Origin of the sequence: Alkalihalobacillus deserti (assembly GCF_020734105.1) — a bacterium.
Taxonomy (GTDB): domain Bacteria; phylum Bacillota; class Bacilli; order Bacillales; family Bacillaceae_D; genus Halalkalibacter; species Halalkalibacter deserti.
This window is the reverse complement of record NZ_JAJAFR010000020.1, coordinates 1-18,260: the sequence shown is the minus strand read 5'-3', so window position 1 is coordinate 18,260 and position 18,260 is coordinate 1. Positions and strand designations below refer to the sequence as shown.

Annotated in this window: 14 protein-coding genes, 1 rRNA gene and 2 riboswitches; of the genes, 12 read left to right on the top strand and 3 right to left on the bottom strand. The window is 37.5% G+C overall.

The window, feature by feature from the left end; all coding sequences use genetic code 11:
* Positions 1-71 precede the first annotated feature (71 nt).
* Together LDX58_RS21320 and LDX58_RS21315 are read left to right on the top strand one after the other, a co-directional pair.
* A complete protein-coding gene (locus tag LDX58_RS21320; protein ID WP_227939213.1) occupies positions 72-1,919 on the top strand; it encodes an LTA synthase family protein in 1,848 nt (615 codons plus the stop codon).
* Between the two features lie 201 nt (positions 1,920-2,120).
* Complete coding sequence (locus LDX58_RS21315) at positions 2,121-3,473, top strand: bifunctional folylpolyglutamate synthase/dihydrofolate synthase (protein WP_227939211.1); 1,353 nt, start codon at positions 2,121-2,123, stop codon at positions 3,471-3,473.
* A 38-nt stretch (positions 3,474-3,511) separates the two neighbouring features.
* Here the strand turns inward: LDX58_RS21315 and LDX58_RS21310 are convergent, their stop codons facing one another.
* Positions 3,512-4,306 (bottom strand): ATP-grasp domain-containing protein, encoded by a 795-nt coding sequence (locus LDX58_RS21310; RefSeq protein WP_227939209.1) that lies wholly within the window; start codon positions 4,304-4,306, stop codon positions 3,512-3,514.
* Positions 4,307-4,319: 13 nt separating this feature from the next.
* Positions 4,320-4,709 (bottom strand): (deoxy)nucleoside triphosphate pyrophosphohydrolase, encoded by a 390-nt coding sequence (locus LDX58_RS21305; protein WP_227939207.1) that lies wholly within the window; start codon positions 4,707-4,709, stop codon positions 4,320-4,322.
* A 954-nt stretch (positions 4,710-5,663) separates the two neighbouring features.
* Here LDX58_RS21305 and LDX58_RS21300 point away from each other — a divergent pair.
* The 4 genes from LDX58_RS21300 to LDX58_RS21285 all read left to right on the top strand — a co-directional run bounded on the left by LDX58_RS21300 (position 5,664) and on the right by LDX58_RS21285 (position 8,244).
* On the top strand, positions 5,664-6,110 hold the full coding sequence (locus tag LDX58_RS21300) for a hypothetical protein (protein ID WP_227939205.1): 447 nt from the start codon (positions 5,664-5,666) through the stop codon (positions 6,108-6,110).
* On the top strand, positions 6,098-6,385 hold the full coding sequence (locus LDX58_RS21295) for a YxcD family protein (protein ID WP_227939203.1): 288 nt from the start codon (positions 6,098-6,100) through the stop codon (positions 6,383-6,385). Before LDX58_RS21300 ends, LDX58_RS21295 begins: the two co-directional genes overlap by 13 nt.
* Positions 6,386-6,742: 357 nt before the next feature.
* Positions 6,743-7,411, top strand: a complete 669-nt coding sequence (locus LDX58_RS21290) for a futalosine hydrolase (protein WP_227939202.1) — start codon at positions 6,743-6,745, stop codon at positions 7,409-7,411.
* Positions 7,411-8,244 carry a 1,4-dihydroxy-6-naphtoate synthase gene (locus LDX58_RS21285; RefSeq protein ID WP_227939201.1) on the top strand — a complete coding sequence of 278 codons (834 nt, stop codon included), beginning with the start codon at positions 7,411-7,413 and terminating at the stop codon, positions 8,242-8,244. Before LDX58_RS21290 ends, LDX58_RS21285 begins: the two co-directional genes overlap by 1 nt.
* 103 nt (positions 8,245-8,347) lie before the next feature.
* On the opposite strand, the gene LDX58_RS21280 is transcribed toward LDX58_RS21285, so the two are convergent.
* Positions 8,348-9,532 carry a DHH family phosphoesterase gene (locus tag LDX58_RS21280; RefSeq protein WP_227939197.1) on the bottom strand — a complete coding sequence of 395 codons (1,185 nt, stop codon included), beginning with the start codon at positions 9,530-9,532 and terminating at the stop codon, positions 8,348-8,350.
* A 469-nt stretch (positions 9,533-10,001) separates the two neighbouring features.
* Between LDX58_RS21280 and LDX58_RS21275 the strand changes: the two genes are divergently transcribed.
* The 6 genes from LDX58_RS21275 to LDX58_RS21250 form a co-directional block, all read left to right on the top strand.
* Positions 10,002-10,961, top strand: a complete 960-nt coding sequence (locus LDX58_RS21275) for an AAA family ATPase (protein ID WP_227939195.1) — start codon at positions 10,002-10,004, stop codon at positions 10,959-10,961.
* 11 nt (positions 10,962-10,972) lie between these two features.
* A complete protein-coding gene (locus LDX58_RS21270) occupies positions 10,973-12,112 on the top strand; it encodes a DUF58 domain-containing protein (protein ID WP_227939193.1) in 1,140 nt (379 codons plus the stop codon).
* Positions 12,113-12,131: 19 nt separating this feature from the next.
* Positions 12,132-14,312 carry a transglutaminase TgpA family protein gene (locus LDX58_RS21265; RefSeq protein ID WP_227939191.1) on the top strand — a complete coding sequence of 727 codons (2,181 nt, stop codon included), beginning with the start codon at positions 12,132-12,134 and terminating at the stop codon, positions 14,310-14,312.
* A gap of 35 nt (positions 14,313-14,347) precedes the next feature.
* Positions 14,348-14,449, top strand: a riboswitch (purine riboswitch).
* Positions 14,450-14,534: 85 nt separating this feature from the next.
* Entirely contained in the window at positions 14,535-16,076 is a 1,542-nt protein-coding gene (gene guaA, locus LDX58_RS21260) for a glutamine-hydrolyzing GMP synthase (RefSeq protein WP_227939189.1), read from the top strand.
* A 90-nt stretch (positions 16,077-16,166) separates the two neighbouring features.
* A riboswitch (purine riboswitch) is annotated at positions 16,167-16,269 on the top strand.
* A gap of 108 nt (positions 16,270-16,377) precedes the next feature.
* On the top strand, positions 16,378-17,679 hold the full coding sequence (locus tag LDX58_RS21255; protein WP_227939187.1) for an NCS2 family permease: 1,302 nt from the start codon (positions 16,378-16,380) through the stop codon (positions 17,677-17,679).
* A 498-nt stretch (positions 17,680-18,177) separates the two neighbouring features.
* Positions 18,178-18,260: ribosomal RNA gene (locus tag LDX58_RS21250) — 16S ribosomal RNA — on the top strand; the annotation flags it as partial.

Sequence of the window (18,260 nt, the reverse complement as noted above, 5' to 3'; positions counted from 1 at the left end):
TCCTTTTGTTAAATGAAACTGGTCTATATCAGATCAGGTTTGAGATGTTTCATGGGAGGAGTTTGCGAGAAATGACTAACATTAAGTCGATAGGATCAAGATTACATTTTTGGGGTTTAGGAGTCTTTTTCCTTACATTAAAAACATATATTCTTTATAAAATAGGGTTTAATATTCCAGCAGATAATTATCTACAGGAGTTTATTCTAATCATAAATCCTATCAGTTCGGCCGTCCTACTATTAGGACTCAGTTTATTTTTCAGTGGTAAAATGAGAAATGTGATGGTGATTGTTACTAGTGCTGTTGCCACCATTATTTTGTACTTGAATTTAGTCTATTATCGTTTCTTTTCAGATTTTATTACATTACCCGTGTTATTCCAAACGAATAACGCAAAGAATTTATCAAGTAGTGTGTTAGAATTAATGGCATTCCAAGATTTATTCTTGATTGTAGATTTGTTAATTTTAACATTCTTATTACTAAAAGGTAAAATTCCTACAGTGAGCAAAAAGAAAGTGGAAGCTTTTGCGATTGTTGGTTTAGCGTTTCTACTTTTCTTTGTAAACTTACAGATTGCTCATAAAGAACGTAGTGAATTATTAACAAGATCGTTTGATCGTGAATTGCTTGTGAAAAACATCGGAATGATCAATTACCATATATATGATGCTTTTATTCAGTCACAATCAAAGACACAACGTGTTTTTGCAAACGGTTCAGATATGGAAGAGGTCATTGATTATCGAAATCAGCTTTACAAAGAGCCGGATCAAGACTTATTTGGAATAGCTAAAGATAAAAATATCATTGTTCTCTCATTAGAATCGATTCAAAGTTTTGTTATTAATAAGACGTTAGATGGAGAAGAAATTACTCCTTTCTTAAATGAGTTAATCAAAGAAAGCTATTACTTTGATAACTTCTATCATCAAACCGCTCAAGGGAAAACGTCAGATTCAGAGTTCTTGTTGGCGAATTCCTTGTTCGGTCGAGATAGCGGTTCGGTCTTTTTTACTCACTCAGGTAATTCATTTAATGCCCTTCCTGAAATTTTAGGGGAAGATGGCTATCATACTTCCGTTATGCATGCCAATAATAAAAGTTTTTGGAACCGTGATGTCATGTATCAATCATTAGGGTATGATTCCTTCTTCGACATTAATTCTTATGAAGTCAATGAAGAGAATTCAATTGGTTGGGGATTAAAGGACAAGGACTTCTTTGAACAATCTATCGATCTATTAAAGTCGCAACCCGAACCTTACTTTACTAAATTTATTACGTTAACAAACCATTTCCCTTTTGAATTGGGAGAAGAAGATCGGTTGATAAATGAATTTGATTCGAATAGTGGTACGTTAAACCGCTATTTCCCAACAGTGCGTTATATGGACGATGCTGTTGAACATTTCTTTACTAGAATGAAAGAAGAAGGAATGTACGAGGATTCGATTTTTATTTTATACGGCGATCATTATGGGATTTCAGAAAATCATAATAAAGCGATGAGTATGTTTTTAAATAAAGAAGAGATTACTAATTTTGACACGATTCAATTACAGCGTGTGCCAATGATTGTTCACATTCCAGGCCATGATGTTCATGAAATCAAAAATACAGTATCTGGACAAATTGACCTTAAACCAACGGTCATGCACTTGCTTGGAATAGAGTCGGAGTATGATATTCAATTTGGTTCAGATTTATTTTCACCGGAGCGTGACTCCTTTGCTGTTCTTAGGGACGGAAGTTTTATCACCGACGATTATGTGTATACAAAAGGTGTATGTTATTCCAAGCCGTATGGATGGGAAACAATCACATCTAACTGTGAACCTTATATGGATAAGGCACAACAAGATCTAGGGTACTCAGATAAAATTATCTACGGTGACTTGCTACGTTTTTATTAAACAAATGATTTAAGATAAAAAGGACCGTACTAATTTCCAGTTAGTACGGTCCTTTTGCATCATGATCGTCAGTCTTAGATGTGAACAAATATTAGTTACCCGCAGTAAATAGAAGTTAAACATCATTTCTCATCCTTTTTTAATTTAATATAATGGTGTAGGAAAGAACAAAAGTAGAATATGAAGGAGATATTCAGGACCATGTCCATCAACACAGTAAAAGACGCAGAAGATTTAATCTACTATTCGTATATAAAAGCGATTAATCATATAACAGAAGTAAGAGACGAGAAAGTGAAAAAGCCTGAGTTAACTAGGCGTCTTCTAGATTTAATTGCCTCGCCTGATAAGGGACAAAAGTTCATCTTGGTCACCGGAAGTAAAGGGAAAGGCTCAACATCTAGGTTTATCTCTTCTTTATTAAGCCACCTCGGTTTTAGAGTCGGTCTTTTTACCTCTCCTCACTTAGTTGATTTTAATGAACGAATTCGAATAGATGGAAAGGCAATTTCAGATCAAGATTTGATCAGAATTAGTAATCAAATAAAGGGTGCTGTTGAAACAATAGAACAAAGTCTAGCAGATAACGAGTACCAGGGACCAATTGGGATTGCTCTTGCCATTGCATCCATTTATTTTCAAGAAAATAAAACAGATATTAATGTTATTGAATGTGGTCGAGGCGGAAAGTATGATGACACAAATGTCCTAGATAATGAGTGGGCTGTGATAACACCGATTATGGAAGAACACGTAACCCATTTAGGTCCGCATCTTTCAAACATTGTGACACATAAATTAGGAATTATAAAAGATCAGACAAAGTCTGTATTTATTAACAAACAATCTGAATTAGTATCGACTCTATTAAAGGATAGATTGCCAAACAATAAGGTATATAAATCTTATAAGAATGACTTCTTGATTGAGCATATCGAGATGACAACGAAAGGTACTCACTTTACTGTTCAAACGAAACGAATGACCTATGCTCAGTTATCAGTACCGCTATTAGGGGAATTTCAAGCATTAAATGCGGGAATGGCTGTAAGCATTGCTGAAGATATCGTAAATGGGCCAATAAATGAACATCTTTTAAGGGAATGTTTCACACACATTCAATGGCCAGGGCGCTGTGAAGTAATCCAATTAAGTCCTACGGTCATTTTAGATGGAGCCATCAATGAATTAACAGCTAATTATGTCAAAGAAGTAGTAAAGATAATAGATAGCAAAAGAGCAAAGAGAACGGTAACGATAATAGGTGTTCCGGCAAATAAAGATTATGAAGGTGTCATAAAGGTTTTAAGCGAGGTGTCTGACCTGATGATTGTAACAAAACCAGACATTAGTCATTTACCTTTTCCGAAAGATGACTTAGAGACCGCTCTTATATACAATTCGAACAGTGTTAGCTTTCCTGTTCTTCATGGAGCGCTAAATTATGTGAGGAAGGAAGAAGACGCGGAGCTGATAGTAATCATTGGTACTCAAACGTTCATTGGTAACGCCAAACGTCTTTTCGGTCACTCTTTATTGGATATCGGAAAATAATAAGAGGAAGATCTTCTTTTGAAGCTTCCTCTGTTCTTTTACAATTGTTTAAAACGTTCTAAAATCGCTTCACGATAGATAGCGGATACCTTTTCTTTTCGGCTGGGATCTCCTTTTATATATTCATCAAGCATCACTTGTTCGTTTACTTCTAATACGAGTAGACCATTCGTCGTGTCTAGTATATCGACTGAACAAAAATTTAATTCAAGCGCTTGAGCGGTGTCGATTGCAATCTTGGATAAGGACGGTATGAGAGCAGGAGGGACATCCTTGGACCGACTACCACCTATCAAATTGTGCTTCCAAGAAGTAGTTCGTTCTTTAGCTAAAAAAAGTTTAGGCTCCCCTTTGAGCGCGACAATACGGTATTCATATGTTGATGAATAGAAAGGGGAAAGACAGGCATTCAAATGCAAGGAAAACAAAGCTTTTAATTGGATCTTAAGCTCATCAGCTGAGGTGATTTTATAAACATTTTCGCCTTGAGAACCATCATCCTGCTTTAACACAACGCTCTCATTAAAAGAATGAAAATAGTCGGTAGCTAATTGATAAGAGTTGGTTTTTGAAAATCTGGAAGAATGATTTAATAAAAAAAGATGCTCTACGGCTGGAATTCCTGCTTTTTTAAGAACTGAGTAAGTTCCTGACTTACTACGAGCTAACTTTAGACTAGCACTATTATTTAAGCCGATTTCAACATCATGCATAATAAAGGACTTTTTCTCTCTTTGCGCACGATATAAATAATAGGGGGAAATCTCTTCGAACGTCACATCGTCTTTTTGGACTGATTCTTGAATCATTGCAAGATAAGGTCTATAAGTCAAATAAACATCTCCTTTATCGTTCCGTAATGATATGTAAAGTGGGGATATCGGCAGGTGCCCAGGTTAAATTCATTAACTTTTCTAAAGCAACCCATTCTAGCTGAGCATGTTCTTTAGCTACTGGAGTTCCTTTCTTGATTCTACATAAATAAGTATGCAGATGAACTCTAATGTTCTCATAATCATAGGTGACCTCAGTTATTTTTTCCTTCACTATAACATCACAAGCTAACTCTTCTTGAATTTCTCTTATTAATGCTTCAGGATAGCCTTCTCCTTTTTCTACTTTGCCGCCAGGGAATTCCCAATAATTAGGCAAGGACATAGAAGGAGACCTTAATGCACATAAGACACGCTTCTTTTCATCTTGAATCACTGCACCAACTACAATAACTTCTTTCATATGTCGTCTCCTTTCTTACGGTTTACGGTTATGTAAATGATATTCCCATCTTAATGAAATGTCTAATTTATTGGAAAAATTGTGAGACTCGCTGAACGTTAACTTTTTAGCAACTCGATTAGAGTAACTCTTAAACGCTGCACTGGTGTGCTTATGCTCTAGAGTTCCATTAACAATCCAAAATACTTCTTTTCATCAATTAGTAATCTTTGAAATTTATGACACCAAGGTAGAGAGCTGATATTTCCTCTCTTTTTTTATAATCACCAATTCATGGTTGTCACAAAACAAGGAATTGCTGAACAAGGGAAACACGAAGATTTAATAGAGAGAGAAGGGATGTATAGTCGCTTGCATTACGCACAATTTGGATAAAGCATCGGGCTCTCTGATGCTTTTTTAGATAAAATTAGAACGGAACAAATGTTAAATTCAAGTGATAAATGGCAAAATTTAAAGGAAAGGAACTTAGGTTGATACGGATGAACCTAATAGAAAGTACCGCACGAGCTGAAGTTTCAAGATAACATGCAAACCGCTCAATCAGTGATGAGTGGTTTTATTTTGTCTGGATCTTTTTCATAAGTCAGGCGTGTTACGACATAGATATTATCTATAGTCACAGTTTCAAAAAAGGAGTGTTGTAAAATATGTTCAATGGCAAGTCGCGCAAAGAAGCATTGAAAATGTTAATTAGAAAAAAGAAAAAGCGAGAACAACGAGATTGGCGCCTGACTATGAAGAGATTAAAAAAATTTCAAAGTGATGTATTGAATCATAGAACAAGTAATAGTAAGTAGATAAACTCCCTATATAAATGTAATAGGGACTAATAAATGCGTTAAGCAGCCTTTCTTTCGCAAAAATATCAGTAATTTATATCTAAGTTGTCATTAGTGTATTATAATAAATCTGGTAAATACAAAAAGTACTATAGTCGCAGGGGGATTATGAATGAAAAAAGTATTCACAGCTTTACTTGTAGCAGCACTACTGCTTTCACCTGTTGGAAACATCGTTTTTCAAGATCAACCAACAATAGTTGAAGCCAAAAAATACAATTCAGGTAAGAAAAGTTTTAATAATACAACGAATAGTACAAACAATCAGTCGAATATCCAAAATAAACAACAAGACACAAATGCAATTAATAAATCTACGACTACTAAAAATCCAAAAGGCGGATTTTTATCAGGTGGTTTAATGAAAGGATTAATGTTAGGTGGACTTGCTGGGTTGCTATTTGGTAGTTTATTCACAAACATGGGTGTACTAGGGTCAATTCTTGGCTTTATGATTAATGTTTTAGCGATTGTCGTTTTAATCGTTGTTATTCGTAAAGTTTTCGTGTTATTTAAATCTAAAAAGAAAAAAGAGGAAACTCATCCATGGAGAAGTTAAAACTCTCTGAGCAAGAGATTATTAATGCTGTATGTGTTTATATATCACGTAAAAAACAAGTAAAACCTGAAGAAGTTGAAGTGGAACTGATGTTTGATGATGACTATGGCTTTTCCGCGGAAGCTTTTGTAGAAGGACGAAAGCAAGTATTAATCACTGCAAACCTGATTGAGGCACTACGCTTATGGCTTGAAGAATATTTAAATTCTGATCCATTTGCTGGAATCAAGTTAGTACTCGATGATGATGAAGGTGTTATTGCTCACATTAACTAAAATGCTTGGGAATAAACAATTTGCTTATTAAATGGATTGTAAATCATACGCTAATCAAATAAAAAAACCTACTCAATCGACTAAACTTTTGAGTAGGTTTTTTTTGTAAGTATAACCATTTACAGAAAATGAGTACTTTGCCCGCCGATTTAATAACATCCATTTCTATTGTTAATTATGCGTTAACCCTTAATCGACACGTTGACAAAAGCTATTGCTCTGTTGTTACAATAACGAAACTATTTAGAGAGAATCAGGATGATAAGATAGGACCTAAATGGGGTAAAATGCTATACTAGCCAAGAGCGAGCGCGTTCATCGAAGTAAAAGGAAGAGTTTGGCAAAGGGGCGTCTCTAATGAATGAATACATACACAACAAAAACAATCGAATTCTGGTCGTAACTTCTGTTGAGGCTGAAAAACAAGCTGTATTAAGAGGATTAGGTCATATTCAGGGTGTAGAAGTAGCTGTTGTTGGGGTAGGGGTGGTTTCGGCTGCTGTGAATACGGCATTTATTCTAGCTGCAACTAAATTCGACTTAGTGATTAATGCTGGTATTGCTGGGGGCTTTAAAGGGAAAATCGATGTAGAATCGATCGTCGTATCGAGTGAGTTAATTGCTGCGGATCTAGGGGCAGAGACACAAGGAGGCTTCTCAAATTTAGAAGAATTGAATCTGGGTAGCACTTGTATTAAGGTAAATGAAACTCTATATACTTCTGTAACGAAAGCGCTGATTGAGCAAGGTCTGCAAGCTCGGTCAGGTCCTATATTGACACTCTCAACAGTGACTGGGACACTAGAAACAGCAGAGAAGTTGGCAAAAAAAGTACCGAACGCTGTTGCGGAGGCAATGGAAGGTTTTGGGGTTGCTGTTGCTGCGGAAAGAAAGAACATTCCAGTTCTTGAAATACGGTCAATTTCCAATATGGTTGGCCCGCGTGATCGAGATGCGTGGAAAATAAAAGAGGCACTAGTTGCTTTAGAAAAGGCTAGTTCTGTCTTACGAGAGGTGTTTAACTAATGGAAATAGCATTTTCCCCTTGTCCAAACGATACATTTGTGTTCCACGCTTGGGTACATGAATTAATATCTGGCGCACCTAAGCTAGATGTAACATATGCTGATATTGATAAAACGAATAATTGGGCTGCAGAAGGGAAAGGTCCTGAAATCCAAAAAATTTCTTACGCTGCTCTTCCTTGGGTGTTAGATAAGTATGCTCTTATCCCCTGTGGAGGTGCACTTGGAAGAGGATGCGGGCCGTTAGTGTTAACGAAAAGTAATATGAAGGGCCCGGCTGCGTTATCTGGGCGTCGAGTCGCGGTTCCAAGTGAAAGGTCGACTGCCTATTTATTGTTTCGTCTTTGGACCGCTCAAAATGTTCCTGGCGGTGTTGGTGAAATTGTTGTAATGCCTTTTCATGAGATTATGCCAGCCGTTAGAGATGGCATGATTGATGCTGGACTTGTCATACATGAAGCGAGGTTTACTTATCCATCTTACGAACTCAGCTTAATGGCCGATCTCGGTAATTGGTGGGAAGAGGATACAGGTCTGCCAATTCCCTTGGGAGCTATTATTGCCCATCGTTCTTTGGATATCGAAGCAATCACTAAATGGGTAAAAGCTTCTGTTAACTATGCTTGGGCCCATCCAGAAGTTTCTCAGACTTATGTGTTGGAGCATGCTCAAGAGCTATCCATTGAAGTTGCTAAGTCACATATCGACTTGTATGTTAATGAATTTACAGAAAAACTTGGAGAAGATGGGTATGCGGCTGTAAAGGCTTTGCTCGGCCGAGCGATGAAAGAAGGGCTAGTACCTGAGTTTGATTTAGACGCATTGTACCTGTGATTTGGATTTAGCATGAAAATCTAGTCTGAACCTATTCGAGTTCAGACTAGATTTTTAATTAGTTTTCCAAGTTGTTGCCTCGACTATAAAAGGGTGCTTTTGCTCAGCTTTTTAGTTGCTTGTTGTTAGACTTGTATTTTTCAAAGACGTCATCTCGTACTAGCCAAGCTCCATACTTACGTTTCATGTAACGTTCTGCTTCTTCAAAGGTTTTAAATCCATTTAAAATAATTTTATCTTGTTTAAGGACCCACTCTTGATCTGAATTCAAATAAATAAAATAGAAATGATCTTCTCGGTCCGTGTATAGGGATCCATCTTTCGTTCCTTTTAGATTAACTTGGTTACGTGGAGCGTCAATTCTTAATGATTCTAATGGGAATGTTTCTGCTATATATAATTTGAAGGCTTCTTCATTCATGCTGCATCCAGCAGCTTTTGCATGCCCACCACCGCCGAAATCATTCGCTATTTTCGATACATCAATTTCATCATGGATCGTTCGAAAGGCGATTTTTTTACCACCTGCATTTAAGATAGCGATATAATCTAGGTGAGGACTTTCCTTTCCAATGACATTTCCAAGTTCAGAATGATAGGACTCTGCATAGACAATCCCAACGCAATAACCACCAATAAATGTTTGTACTAGCTCTCTTCTTTTTCTTTGAATATAACGTTCGATTTTGTTGTCTTCCATATTTAAGATCTTCTCTTCGAAATCATCGAATGAAAAAGAGTTTGCTTTTTGAAGCCGCTGAATCATTCGATCTTCGAATTCATCAATCGCAATCATATAAAAGAGGTCGTTTAGACGTTTAGCTTCGATGGTGTTGTTCCTATCCCATTCCCACGTATCCCACTGTCTAACGAGGTCGACAAAAGTGTCAATCGCAGGATTGCCATCGATAAGATTATTTTCTTTTAAATAGTCGTAGAAGATCGAAGTTGCAGAAGCTAAGCGGCCGTCCTCATATTCCACTTTCACAGTTGCCCACTTGTATTTATTAAAATGAAGAGCGGTTTTGTGATGATCGAGTAAATTTACTTTTCCTCCTTTATTAAAGTAATGTTGGAGGCGCTTTTCATTTTCACTATGTACGGATAAATCAGTAATGAAGAGTACAGTATCGTTATGAGCTTTTTGTTCTAAAAAACGCTCTACTTGGAAATCAAGTCCTTGTACGGAGTTGTAACGTACTTCCACATTTTCTTGAAAGGATAACTTGGCTAAAATGCCACAGCTGACTCCGTCTAAATCGTTATGAGAGTATAAATGATAAGTCATATTTCCTCCTCCTTTTACTAAATAGTATGCACTAGAGAGGAGGAAATATCGATAATTCTAAAAGGATTCAATCAGAATTGAAATGTGAAGGAGAGTTTTCTACGCTTTTTTTATAAATGAGTTGATTTGTAATCAATGAAATTAGTAATGCAACGATCAATCCCAATAGTAATCCAAAGTAGCTAAATGTAGCAAATCCTATAGTGAGTCCAATGACTATGAGTGATAAGCAAAGACCCATATTACCCCTCCTTTTAGTTTTCATACTCAAACATGGTTGAAAGATAAATATATGAAATTTGAAAGAAAGTATACCGAGGAATTTTAAATATTGTGTTATATATATTCGATAAAACATTCTATATCCCTATCTACTCTCAAAAAATTGGTAATGCAATTGTAACGTTATTTCGAAAATGAAATGGTATGATGAAACTAGTTGTTTTTTTAGTAGAATGGAGGCAGTTGCATGGTGACATCGCGTGATCAAATAGAGAAAGTTATAACCAATATTGAAAAAGTCGTGGTGGGAAAGCGAAAAGAAGTTGAACTAAGCCTGGTTGCTCTTTTTGCAGGAGGGCATGTTCTTCTTGAAGATGTGCCAGGTGTCGGGAAAACGATGATGGTAAAAGCCATTGCGCGTTCACTTGGAGCGGAATTTAAACGAATTCAATTTACGCCTGATCTCTTACCTTCAGATGTGACAGGGGTTTCGATATTTAATCAGCGTTCGCAACAGTTTGAGTTTCGTGCAGGTCCTATTATGGCCAATATCGTGCTTGCTGATGAAATTAACCGGACATCGCCGAAGACACAGTCGGCTTTATTAGAATCTTTAGAAGAAGGAAGTGTGACCGTTGATGGGGAAACCCTTCAATTAGAGAAGCCGTTTTTTGTTATGGCGACTCAGAACCCAATTGAGTATGCCGGAACGTTCCCGCTACCAGAAGCGCAATTAGATCGATTTTTAATCAAGTTAAACCTAGGTTATCCAACCGAATTAGAGGAACTTGAGGTTCTAAATAGATTGCAACATCATCATCCGCTAGAATCCTTGGAAACTGTCATGTCTACAAATGAGGTTATAGCTATTCAAGATGAAATCACGAGCACGCTTGTTAGTGAAGAAGTGAAAATGTATATGGTTGATCTTGTTCATGAAACAAGAAAGGATAGAGCGGTTGAATTAGGAGTGAGTCCTCGGGGGACGATTGCGCTGATGAAAGCTTCTCAAGCTTATGCATTTTTACAAGGGAGAGAATATGTGATACCGGATGATGTCAAGCTTCTAGCTCCTTATGTTTTGGCTCATCGCATGACGTTAACAGCAGAAAGTAGAATGTCTAATCGGACAGCTAACGAAGTGATCCAATCCATCCTTGAACATGTGAATATTCCGGTCAATCAAAGAAAGTTAACTCGCTCGTGAATGTGAATTTGTTGGTAAAATTACGCCCTTATTTTAAGTTTTTATTTCTAATTGGTTTTGTCTTAACCGTTTTTTCCTATTCGATGTTTCAAGGTGGTTTTGTTAGCTGGTTTTTATTTTATAGTGTCATGACTGTTTTGGTTTCTACAATTTTAATTGCGATTTATCCGTTTCGGATCGATCGTCTAGAACGCCTAGTCAGTAAGGATGTTTTACAAGTTGGTGAAAAGCTTACGTTAACAATAACGATTCATAAGCGTGCATTTCAACCTTTTTTCTTTGTTCGTGTTCAAGATGTTATTCCTCGTAAACTAGGAAACTATAAAGAGTCTGGTTCGCTTTTTTTCTTCTCCTTTCAGAGGAGGCTAGTCTTTTCTTACACGGTGTATGATGTAAAAAGAGGAAGTCATACTTTTGAAAAACTGACAATGGTATTTGGTGATTTATTTGGGTTGTTTGAACGAACATCGACCATAAACTGTGAAACAACGGTCCTTGTCTATCCTCGTTTTCAGAAGCTGAAGTCAATTCCTGCTAACGGTAGTCCGAGGCAGTTGGAAGGACTTCAAGTTATGAAATCCTTTGAAGAGGATCGATCGCTTGCTGGTGTCCGGCAATATGTGCCAGGTGACCGACTGACGTCCATTGACTGGAAGCAATCTGCTCGCTCAGCTCATTTAATGACCAAGGAGTTTGAATCTTATCAAGGTGAAGGTATTATTGTTGCCTTTGACTCTTACTGTCAACCTGGATCAGAATTAATGTTCGAGCATTCAATCGAATTGGCAGCTTCACTAGTCGCTACTTTCTTGGAAAAGCAATCTCCACCTAGAATAGCTGTTCGCTTTCACGATTGGATGTCAGTAAGTGTCACGCAACGCTCTGTGGGACAAGGTTTACTTTTATTAGCAAAGGCTGAACCGATCAATCAAGCGGTTAATATCATTGATGTCATTTATCGTGATTGGAAAGGAATGCATGTATATTATGTGTGTTCGGAATTAAATCAGCAGGTTGTTAAAGCTTGTAAGACGATGTTAAACCAGGATGTCATTTTAACGATTTGTATGGTTTCGATAACCGATCAAGATCAAATTTTTTTGAAACAACTAGAGAAATTAGGAGTTTCAGTGTTTATGAAAAATGAGTAATTAAGAGGGGGGCGGAGTCATGCGTATAGAAAAAAGGCAAATGGAATCTGGAAGGGATTTCCTTCTTTATGGCCTTAGTTTCTTGCTTTTATTGGAATGGCTTTTGCCGCTCCCGCATGTAACAGATACTGGGTTTATCTACGTTTTTGTGTTAGTAACAGCGGTGTTCTTTTTTATTACTTTTTTACAGTTACCTGTTGTTCTTTCAATGCTGTTAAAAATATTTGTTATCTTCTACGGTTTATATTTAGTTTTTTTTGAAGGTCGATTTTTTTCATTAGACTGGCTTGGACTCATTGTGATTGATATTAAGGGTAATATAGAATTAATGCTTACTGGAGGTTGGCATGCGCTAACAGATATGTTTCGTAGCTTTTTATTCTTTGTACTCTTATCTATCATGAGTTATTTGTTGTTTTATTGGACGGTTCATGCTAGAAGAATCTTGTTTTTTCTTATTTTTACCGTTATTTATGTAACGGTCATAGATACATTTACTATTTATGATGCAACTTTTGCTATTATTCGCACCTTTATCATTGGATTTTTGCTACTAGGTTTAGTCACAATGTATCGAATGATTGAGCAGCAACCTTCTTATTCTGCTCCTAAGTTTTTGCCAGTTCGACTTGCTGTCTTGTTGGTCATCATGATAGGGGCAGGTGGAGTGCTAGGGTTGTTTTCTCCGAAGCTAGAACCGCAATGGGGCGATCCTGTACCCTTTGTACGTGCTGCTGTTGGTATGGGTGAGAGTGGCATTGGTGATCCGGTCCAAAGAATTGGCTATGGAGACAATGATGAACGGCTTGGTGGAGGTTTTTTGGATGACAACACGCCTGTTTTTTATGCAGCTTCTACCAAAGAACACTATTGGCGTGGAGAGACAAAAGACTTTTACACAGGTAGAGGGTGGGATACAACAACGCCTCTTGAGAAAAAAGAGTCAATGTTAGACATTTCTCCTTCAATTGCTACACATGAGCAGTTAGAGGTAGAGTTAGCTTTTACAAATGAGTCTGGTGGAATTCTCTTTGACCATTTATTTTATCCTGGTGAGTTGCTAGTTACAGATCAAATAAGGAATGCTGATCTGTTCCAAGATGCCTATACTGGTAAAGCTAGTACGTATAATGGCACGGAGGCTGTTCAACTTTCCAATTATCGTTACGAGTATAGGTATCCTAGTTACCAAATTGAAGGACTTCGTTTATCAAGTGAACAAGACCCGCAAGTGATTCAACAATATTATACGCAACTTCCTGATGATTTGCCTGAGCGAGTTACGAAACTGGCGCTAGAAATTACAGGAAATGCGGACAATCGATATGATCGAGCAAAAGCAGTGGAACTTTTCTTTGGTCTGGGAGATTTTCAATATGAGACAGTAGATGTCCCTGTGCCTAGAGAAGGTGAAGATTATGTCGATCAATTTTTGTTTGAAACGCAACGAGGTTACTGTGATAATTTCTCTACTTCTATGATTGTCTTGTTACGGACTCTAGATATTCCGGCGAGGTGGGCAAAAGGATTTACACAAGGAGAGGTAATTGAATCTCTTGACGATACAAGAGATGTCTATCAGGTGACAAATGGAAATGCTCACTCATGGGTTGAAGTTTATTTTCCTGAAGTTGGTTGGGTACCATTCGAGCCAACACGCGGGTTTGATAATAATGTTGATTTTATTGAGCCTGAAGTGGAAATTGAAGACGCAGAAACAGCGGTTGAACCAGGATCTGAGAATGAACCAGAGGTGGAAGATGTATTTGCTGACCTAGAGAGCGATGATGAATCATCTACGTCTTCAAATGGCGGAGCTTCTGGAAATTGGACTATCTCAGGTGGGCCGTGGATACTAGTAGCAGCAGTTGTTGGAATTCTTCTTTTTGTTCTGCTTAGAAATAAACGGATTGTCAGATACTATACATTAACAAGGTTTGCTCGTCGTGATGATGACAAAGCTTTTATTCAAGCTTATGAACGTCTACTTTGGCTGTTAACGTATCTTGGTTGGAAGAGACAAGAAGGTGAAACACTTAGGGAATATGCGGAAAGAATGGATAAGCAATATTCTGCAAATGAAATGATGAGTTTAACAGTTGAGTACGAAAAGATTATGTATGGTGGCCAATCAATGGATTCAAGTTGGTCGAATCAAAAATCTAACTGGATAACATTCGTTCGCAAAATCGATTCTTGACCGGGTGCGAGGTCACTGATAGAATTAATCAGAATGTGAATTGACGAATAAACCTTCGTATATCCTTAGGAATATGGCCTGAGAGTCTCTGCCAGATTACCGTAAACAATCTGACTATGAAGGCAGAACTAGAATTCTGCCTTTGTATTGTTTTGGACAATGGGTGGATTCTAGTTTTTTTATTAGGTAGAATGGATGAAAACAAAAAAAGGGTGGGAAAGTATGACGGATTTGAACCAAGAAATGATCATTGTCCTTGATTTTGGAGGACAATATAATCAATTAATCGCAAGACGAATTCGGGATTTAGGTGTGTATAGTGAGTTGCACTCAAATAAGATAACGGCAGAAGAAATTAAAGCGATGAATCCAAAAGGAATTATTTTCTCTGGTGGACCTAATAGTGCTTATGTGGAGGGTGCTCCTAAGTGTGATCCTGCTATTTATGATTTAGGTATTCCTATTTTTGGTATTTGTTATGGTATGCAGCTGATGACTCAACATTTTGGTGGGAAAGTCGATGCAGCGGATCATCGTGAATATGGGAAAGCGACCATTAAAGTTGAAAACCAATCAAAGATTTTCAGAGGCTTACCAATTGAACAATCAACTTGGATGAGTCATGGGGATTTAATTACCGCTCCACCTGCAGGCTTTGTCGTCGATGCCTTTAACCCATCAACTCCTGTAGCAGCAATGAGTAATGAAGAACAAAGTATGTATGGAGTTCAATTTCATCCAGAAGTTCGGCACTCAGAATTTGGAAACGAGATGCTGAAAAACTTTGCTTTTGAAATTTGTGGTTGTAAAGGCGAATGGTCGATGGAGAACTTTGTGGAAGTCGAAATGGAAAAAATTCGTGAACTAGTAGGGGACAAGCAGGTTCTTTGTGCGTTAAGCGGCGGTGTTGATTCATCGGTTGTAGCTGTTCTGATCCATAAAGCAATTGGTGAACAATTGACTTGTATGTTTATTGATCATGGACTTCTTCGTAAAGGGGAAGCTGAAAGTGTGATGGAGACGTTTAGTGAAGGTTTTAATATGAAAGTGATTAAAATTGATGCACAAGACCGTTTCTTAGGTAAATTAAGAGGAGTTACGGATCCAGAACAAAAACGTAAAATTATCGGAAATGAGTTCATATACGTTTTTGATGAAGAGGCTGGAAAGTTAAAAGACATGGATTTCCTAGCTCAAGGAACACTTTATACTGACATTGTTGAGAGTGGTACGGATACAGCTCAAACGATTAAGTCCCATCATAATGTAGGTGGTCTGCCTGAAGATATGCGCTTTAAATTAATCGAGCCGTTAAATACTTTATTTAAAGATGAAGTTCGAAAACTTGGAGCGGAACTCGGAATAGCAGATGAAATTGTTTGGCGTCAACCATTCCCGGGTCCTGGTTTGGGAATTCGTGTGCTTGGGGAAATAACGGATGAGAAGTTAGAGATTGTTCGTGAATCAGATGCCATTTTACGTGAGGAAATCAAAAAAGCAGGTCTTGAACGTGAAATTTGGCAGTACTTCACGGCTCTTCCTAACATGAGAAGTGTAGGGGTTATGGGTGATGCTAGAACATATGATTACACGGTAGGAATCCGAGCAGTTACGTCAATTGATGGTATGACTTCGGATTGGGCGCGTATTCCTTGGGATGTTCTTGAGATCATTTCAACAAGAATTGTCAATGAAGTAAAACATGTAAACCGTGTCGTTTATGATGTAACTTCGAAGCCACCAGCAACAATTGAGTGGGAATAAAAGTATAAACACGAACGATTGATAAAAAAAAGCAGAAAACGTTCGTATTTTTTGTTGACAATGAATAGATTGATTGATACAATTCTGCTCGTGAAAGAATAGTATTCTTTTCGTATAATTGCAGGGATATGGTCTGTGAGTTTCTACCGAGCATCCCGTAAAGAGCTTGACTACGAAAAAATCAATCTGTTCCATTTGTGGAATATACGATTTTTTGTTAGTTAAGCTTCCAAGCGAGATGCATGGGAAGCTTTTTTTTTGTTTATATTACGAGTAAGACTAATTTATTGGGGGAAACAAAATGGATCGTTATTTTGGGTTTAAAGAACATGGTACGACATATAGAAGAGAGTCGATAGCTGGATTAACAACGTTCCTATCAATGGCTTATATCCTATTTGTTAATCCGATGATTTTGTCAGATGCAGGAATGGATTTAGGTGCTGTTTTCACTGCTACGGCTTTAGCTGCAGCGATTGGAACATTAATCATGGGGGTATTAGCTAAATACCCAATTGCGCTTGCACCAGGTATGGGGTTGAATGCATTCTTCACTTACTCGGTTGTTCTTGGCATGGGGATTGAATGGCAAGTTGCATTATTCGGTGTTTTTGTTTCGGGTATTATTTTTATTCTTATTACGTTATTTAAAATTCGTGAGGTTATTATAAATGCCATTCCTTCTGAGTTAAAATACGCGGCTTCAGCCGGTATTGGATTGTTTATTGCTTTTATTGGTTTAAAAGGGGCTGGCATTGTTGTTCCTGATGAGGCGACTGCTGTAAGTCTAGGGCATATGCTTTCTGGGCCGACTTTAGTTGCTGTTTTTGGTATAGTGATTACCGTTATTTTTATGGTGCGTGGGATTAAAGGTGGAATTTTCTACGGTATGGTTCTAACAGCTATTGCTGGTATGGTAACGGGGGTCATTGCACCTCCTCAAGCAATTGTAGGTGCAATACCGAGTTTGGCTCCAACTTTTGGTCAAGCATTTGCGCTTGATTGGTCAACTATTTTCACTTGGCAGTTACTAGTCGTTATTTTAACGTTCTTATTCGTAGACTTCTTTGATACTGCTGGAACGCTTTATGCAGTTGCGAATCAAGCTGGATTTGTAAAAGATAATAAGCTTCCGCGTGCTGGTAAAGCATTACTTGCAGATTCTAGTGCAACTTCAATTGGGGCCATCTTGGGGACGTCTACAACGACAGCGTACGTTGAGTCGACTTCGGGTGTAGCGGCAGGTGGACGAACAGGGTTTACATCTGTTGTGACATCATTATTGTTCATAGTTGCCTTGTTCTTCTCACCTTTACTTGCTGTTGTAACTGCGCAGGTAACAGCCCCGGCGTTGATTATTGTAGGTATTTTAATGGCTTCTTCGCTAGGTTTAATTGACTGGAAGAGATTTGAAGTTGCGGTACCTGCTTTCTTAACAATTATTGCGATGCCATTGACATCTAGTATTGCTACAGGTATTGCAATGGGCTTTATATTATATCCAGTAACAATGTTAGCAAAAGGAAAAGGAAAAGAAGTTCATCCAATTATGTATGCTTTGTTCTTTGTTTTCCTTGCTTACTTCATTTTCTTATCAGAGTAAACGTTTTAGAAAAAGAACAGCCTTTATATGAAGGCTGTTCTTTTTCTGCTCTAGTTAACTAGACGAGGGTTATGTCTTGAATCATTAATAAGAAAGAATGAGAAGTTTAAAATGATAGCAAAAATGCTTTGCTACTGGGAGAGGTTGAAGTAAAAACCTCTGTTTTGGAGATGGTAGGAGATTTGAATTAAAGATGAAAAATGGCACAATTAATAATCTCTTGTAAAAAAGCATTGACTATTTGATGAGATAATGATAAATTTAATCTCGTTGTTCAAGAAAGTATCTTTTATCTCAGAAAAAAACTTTCAAAAAAATGTTGACTTTTATTACATTGATTGATATGATATTAAAGTCGCCAAGAACGACAACGAGTTCTTTGAAAACTGAACAAAAGCCAAGCGAAAAGAGAAAACATGATTTTCTCGTCAATTTTAAGTGATTTGGTAAAATTACAACGTATCGTTAGCGATACAGTTTGAGCACAAATCAAGCACTTTTATGGAGAGTTTGATCCTGGCTCAGGACGAACGCTGGCGGCGTGCCTAATACATGCAAGTCGAGCGAACTAATTAAGAGCT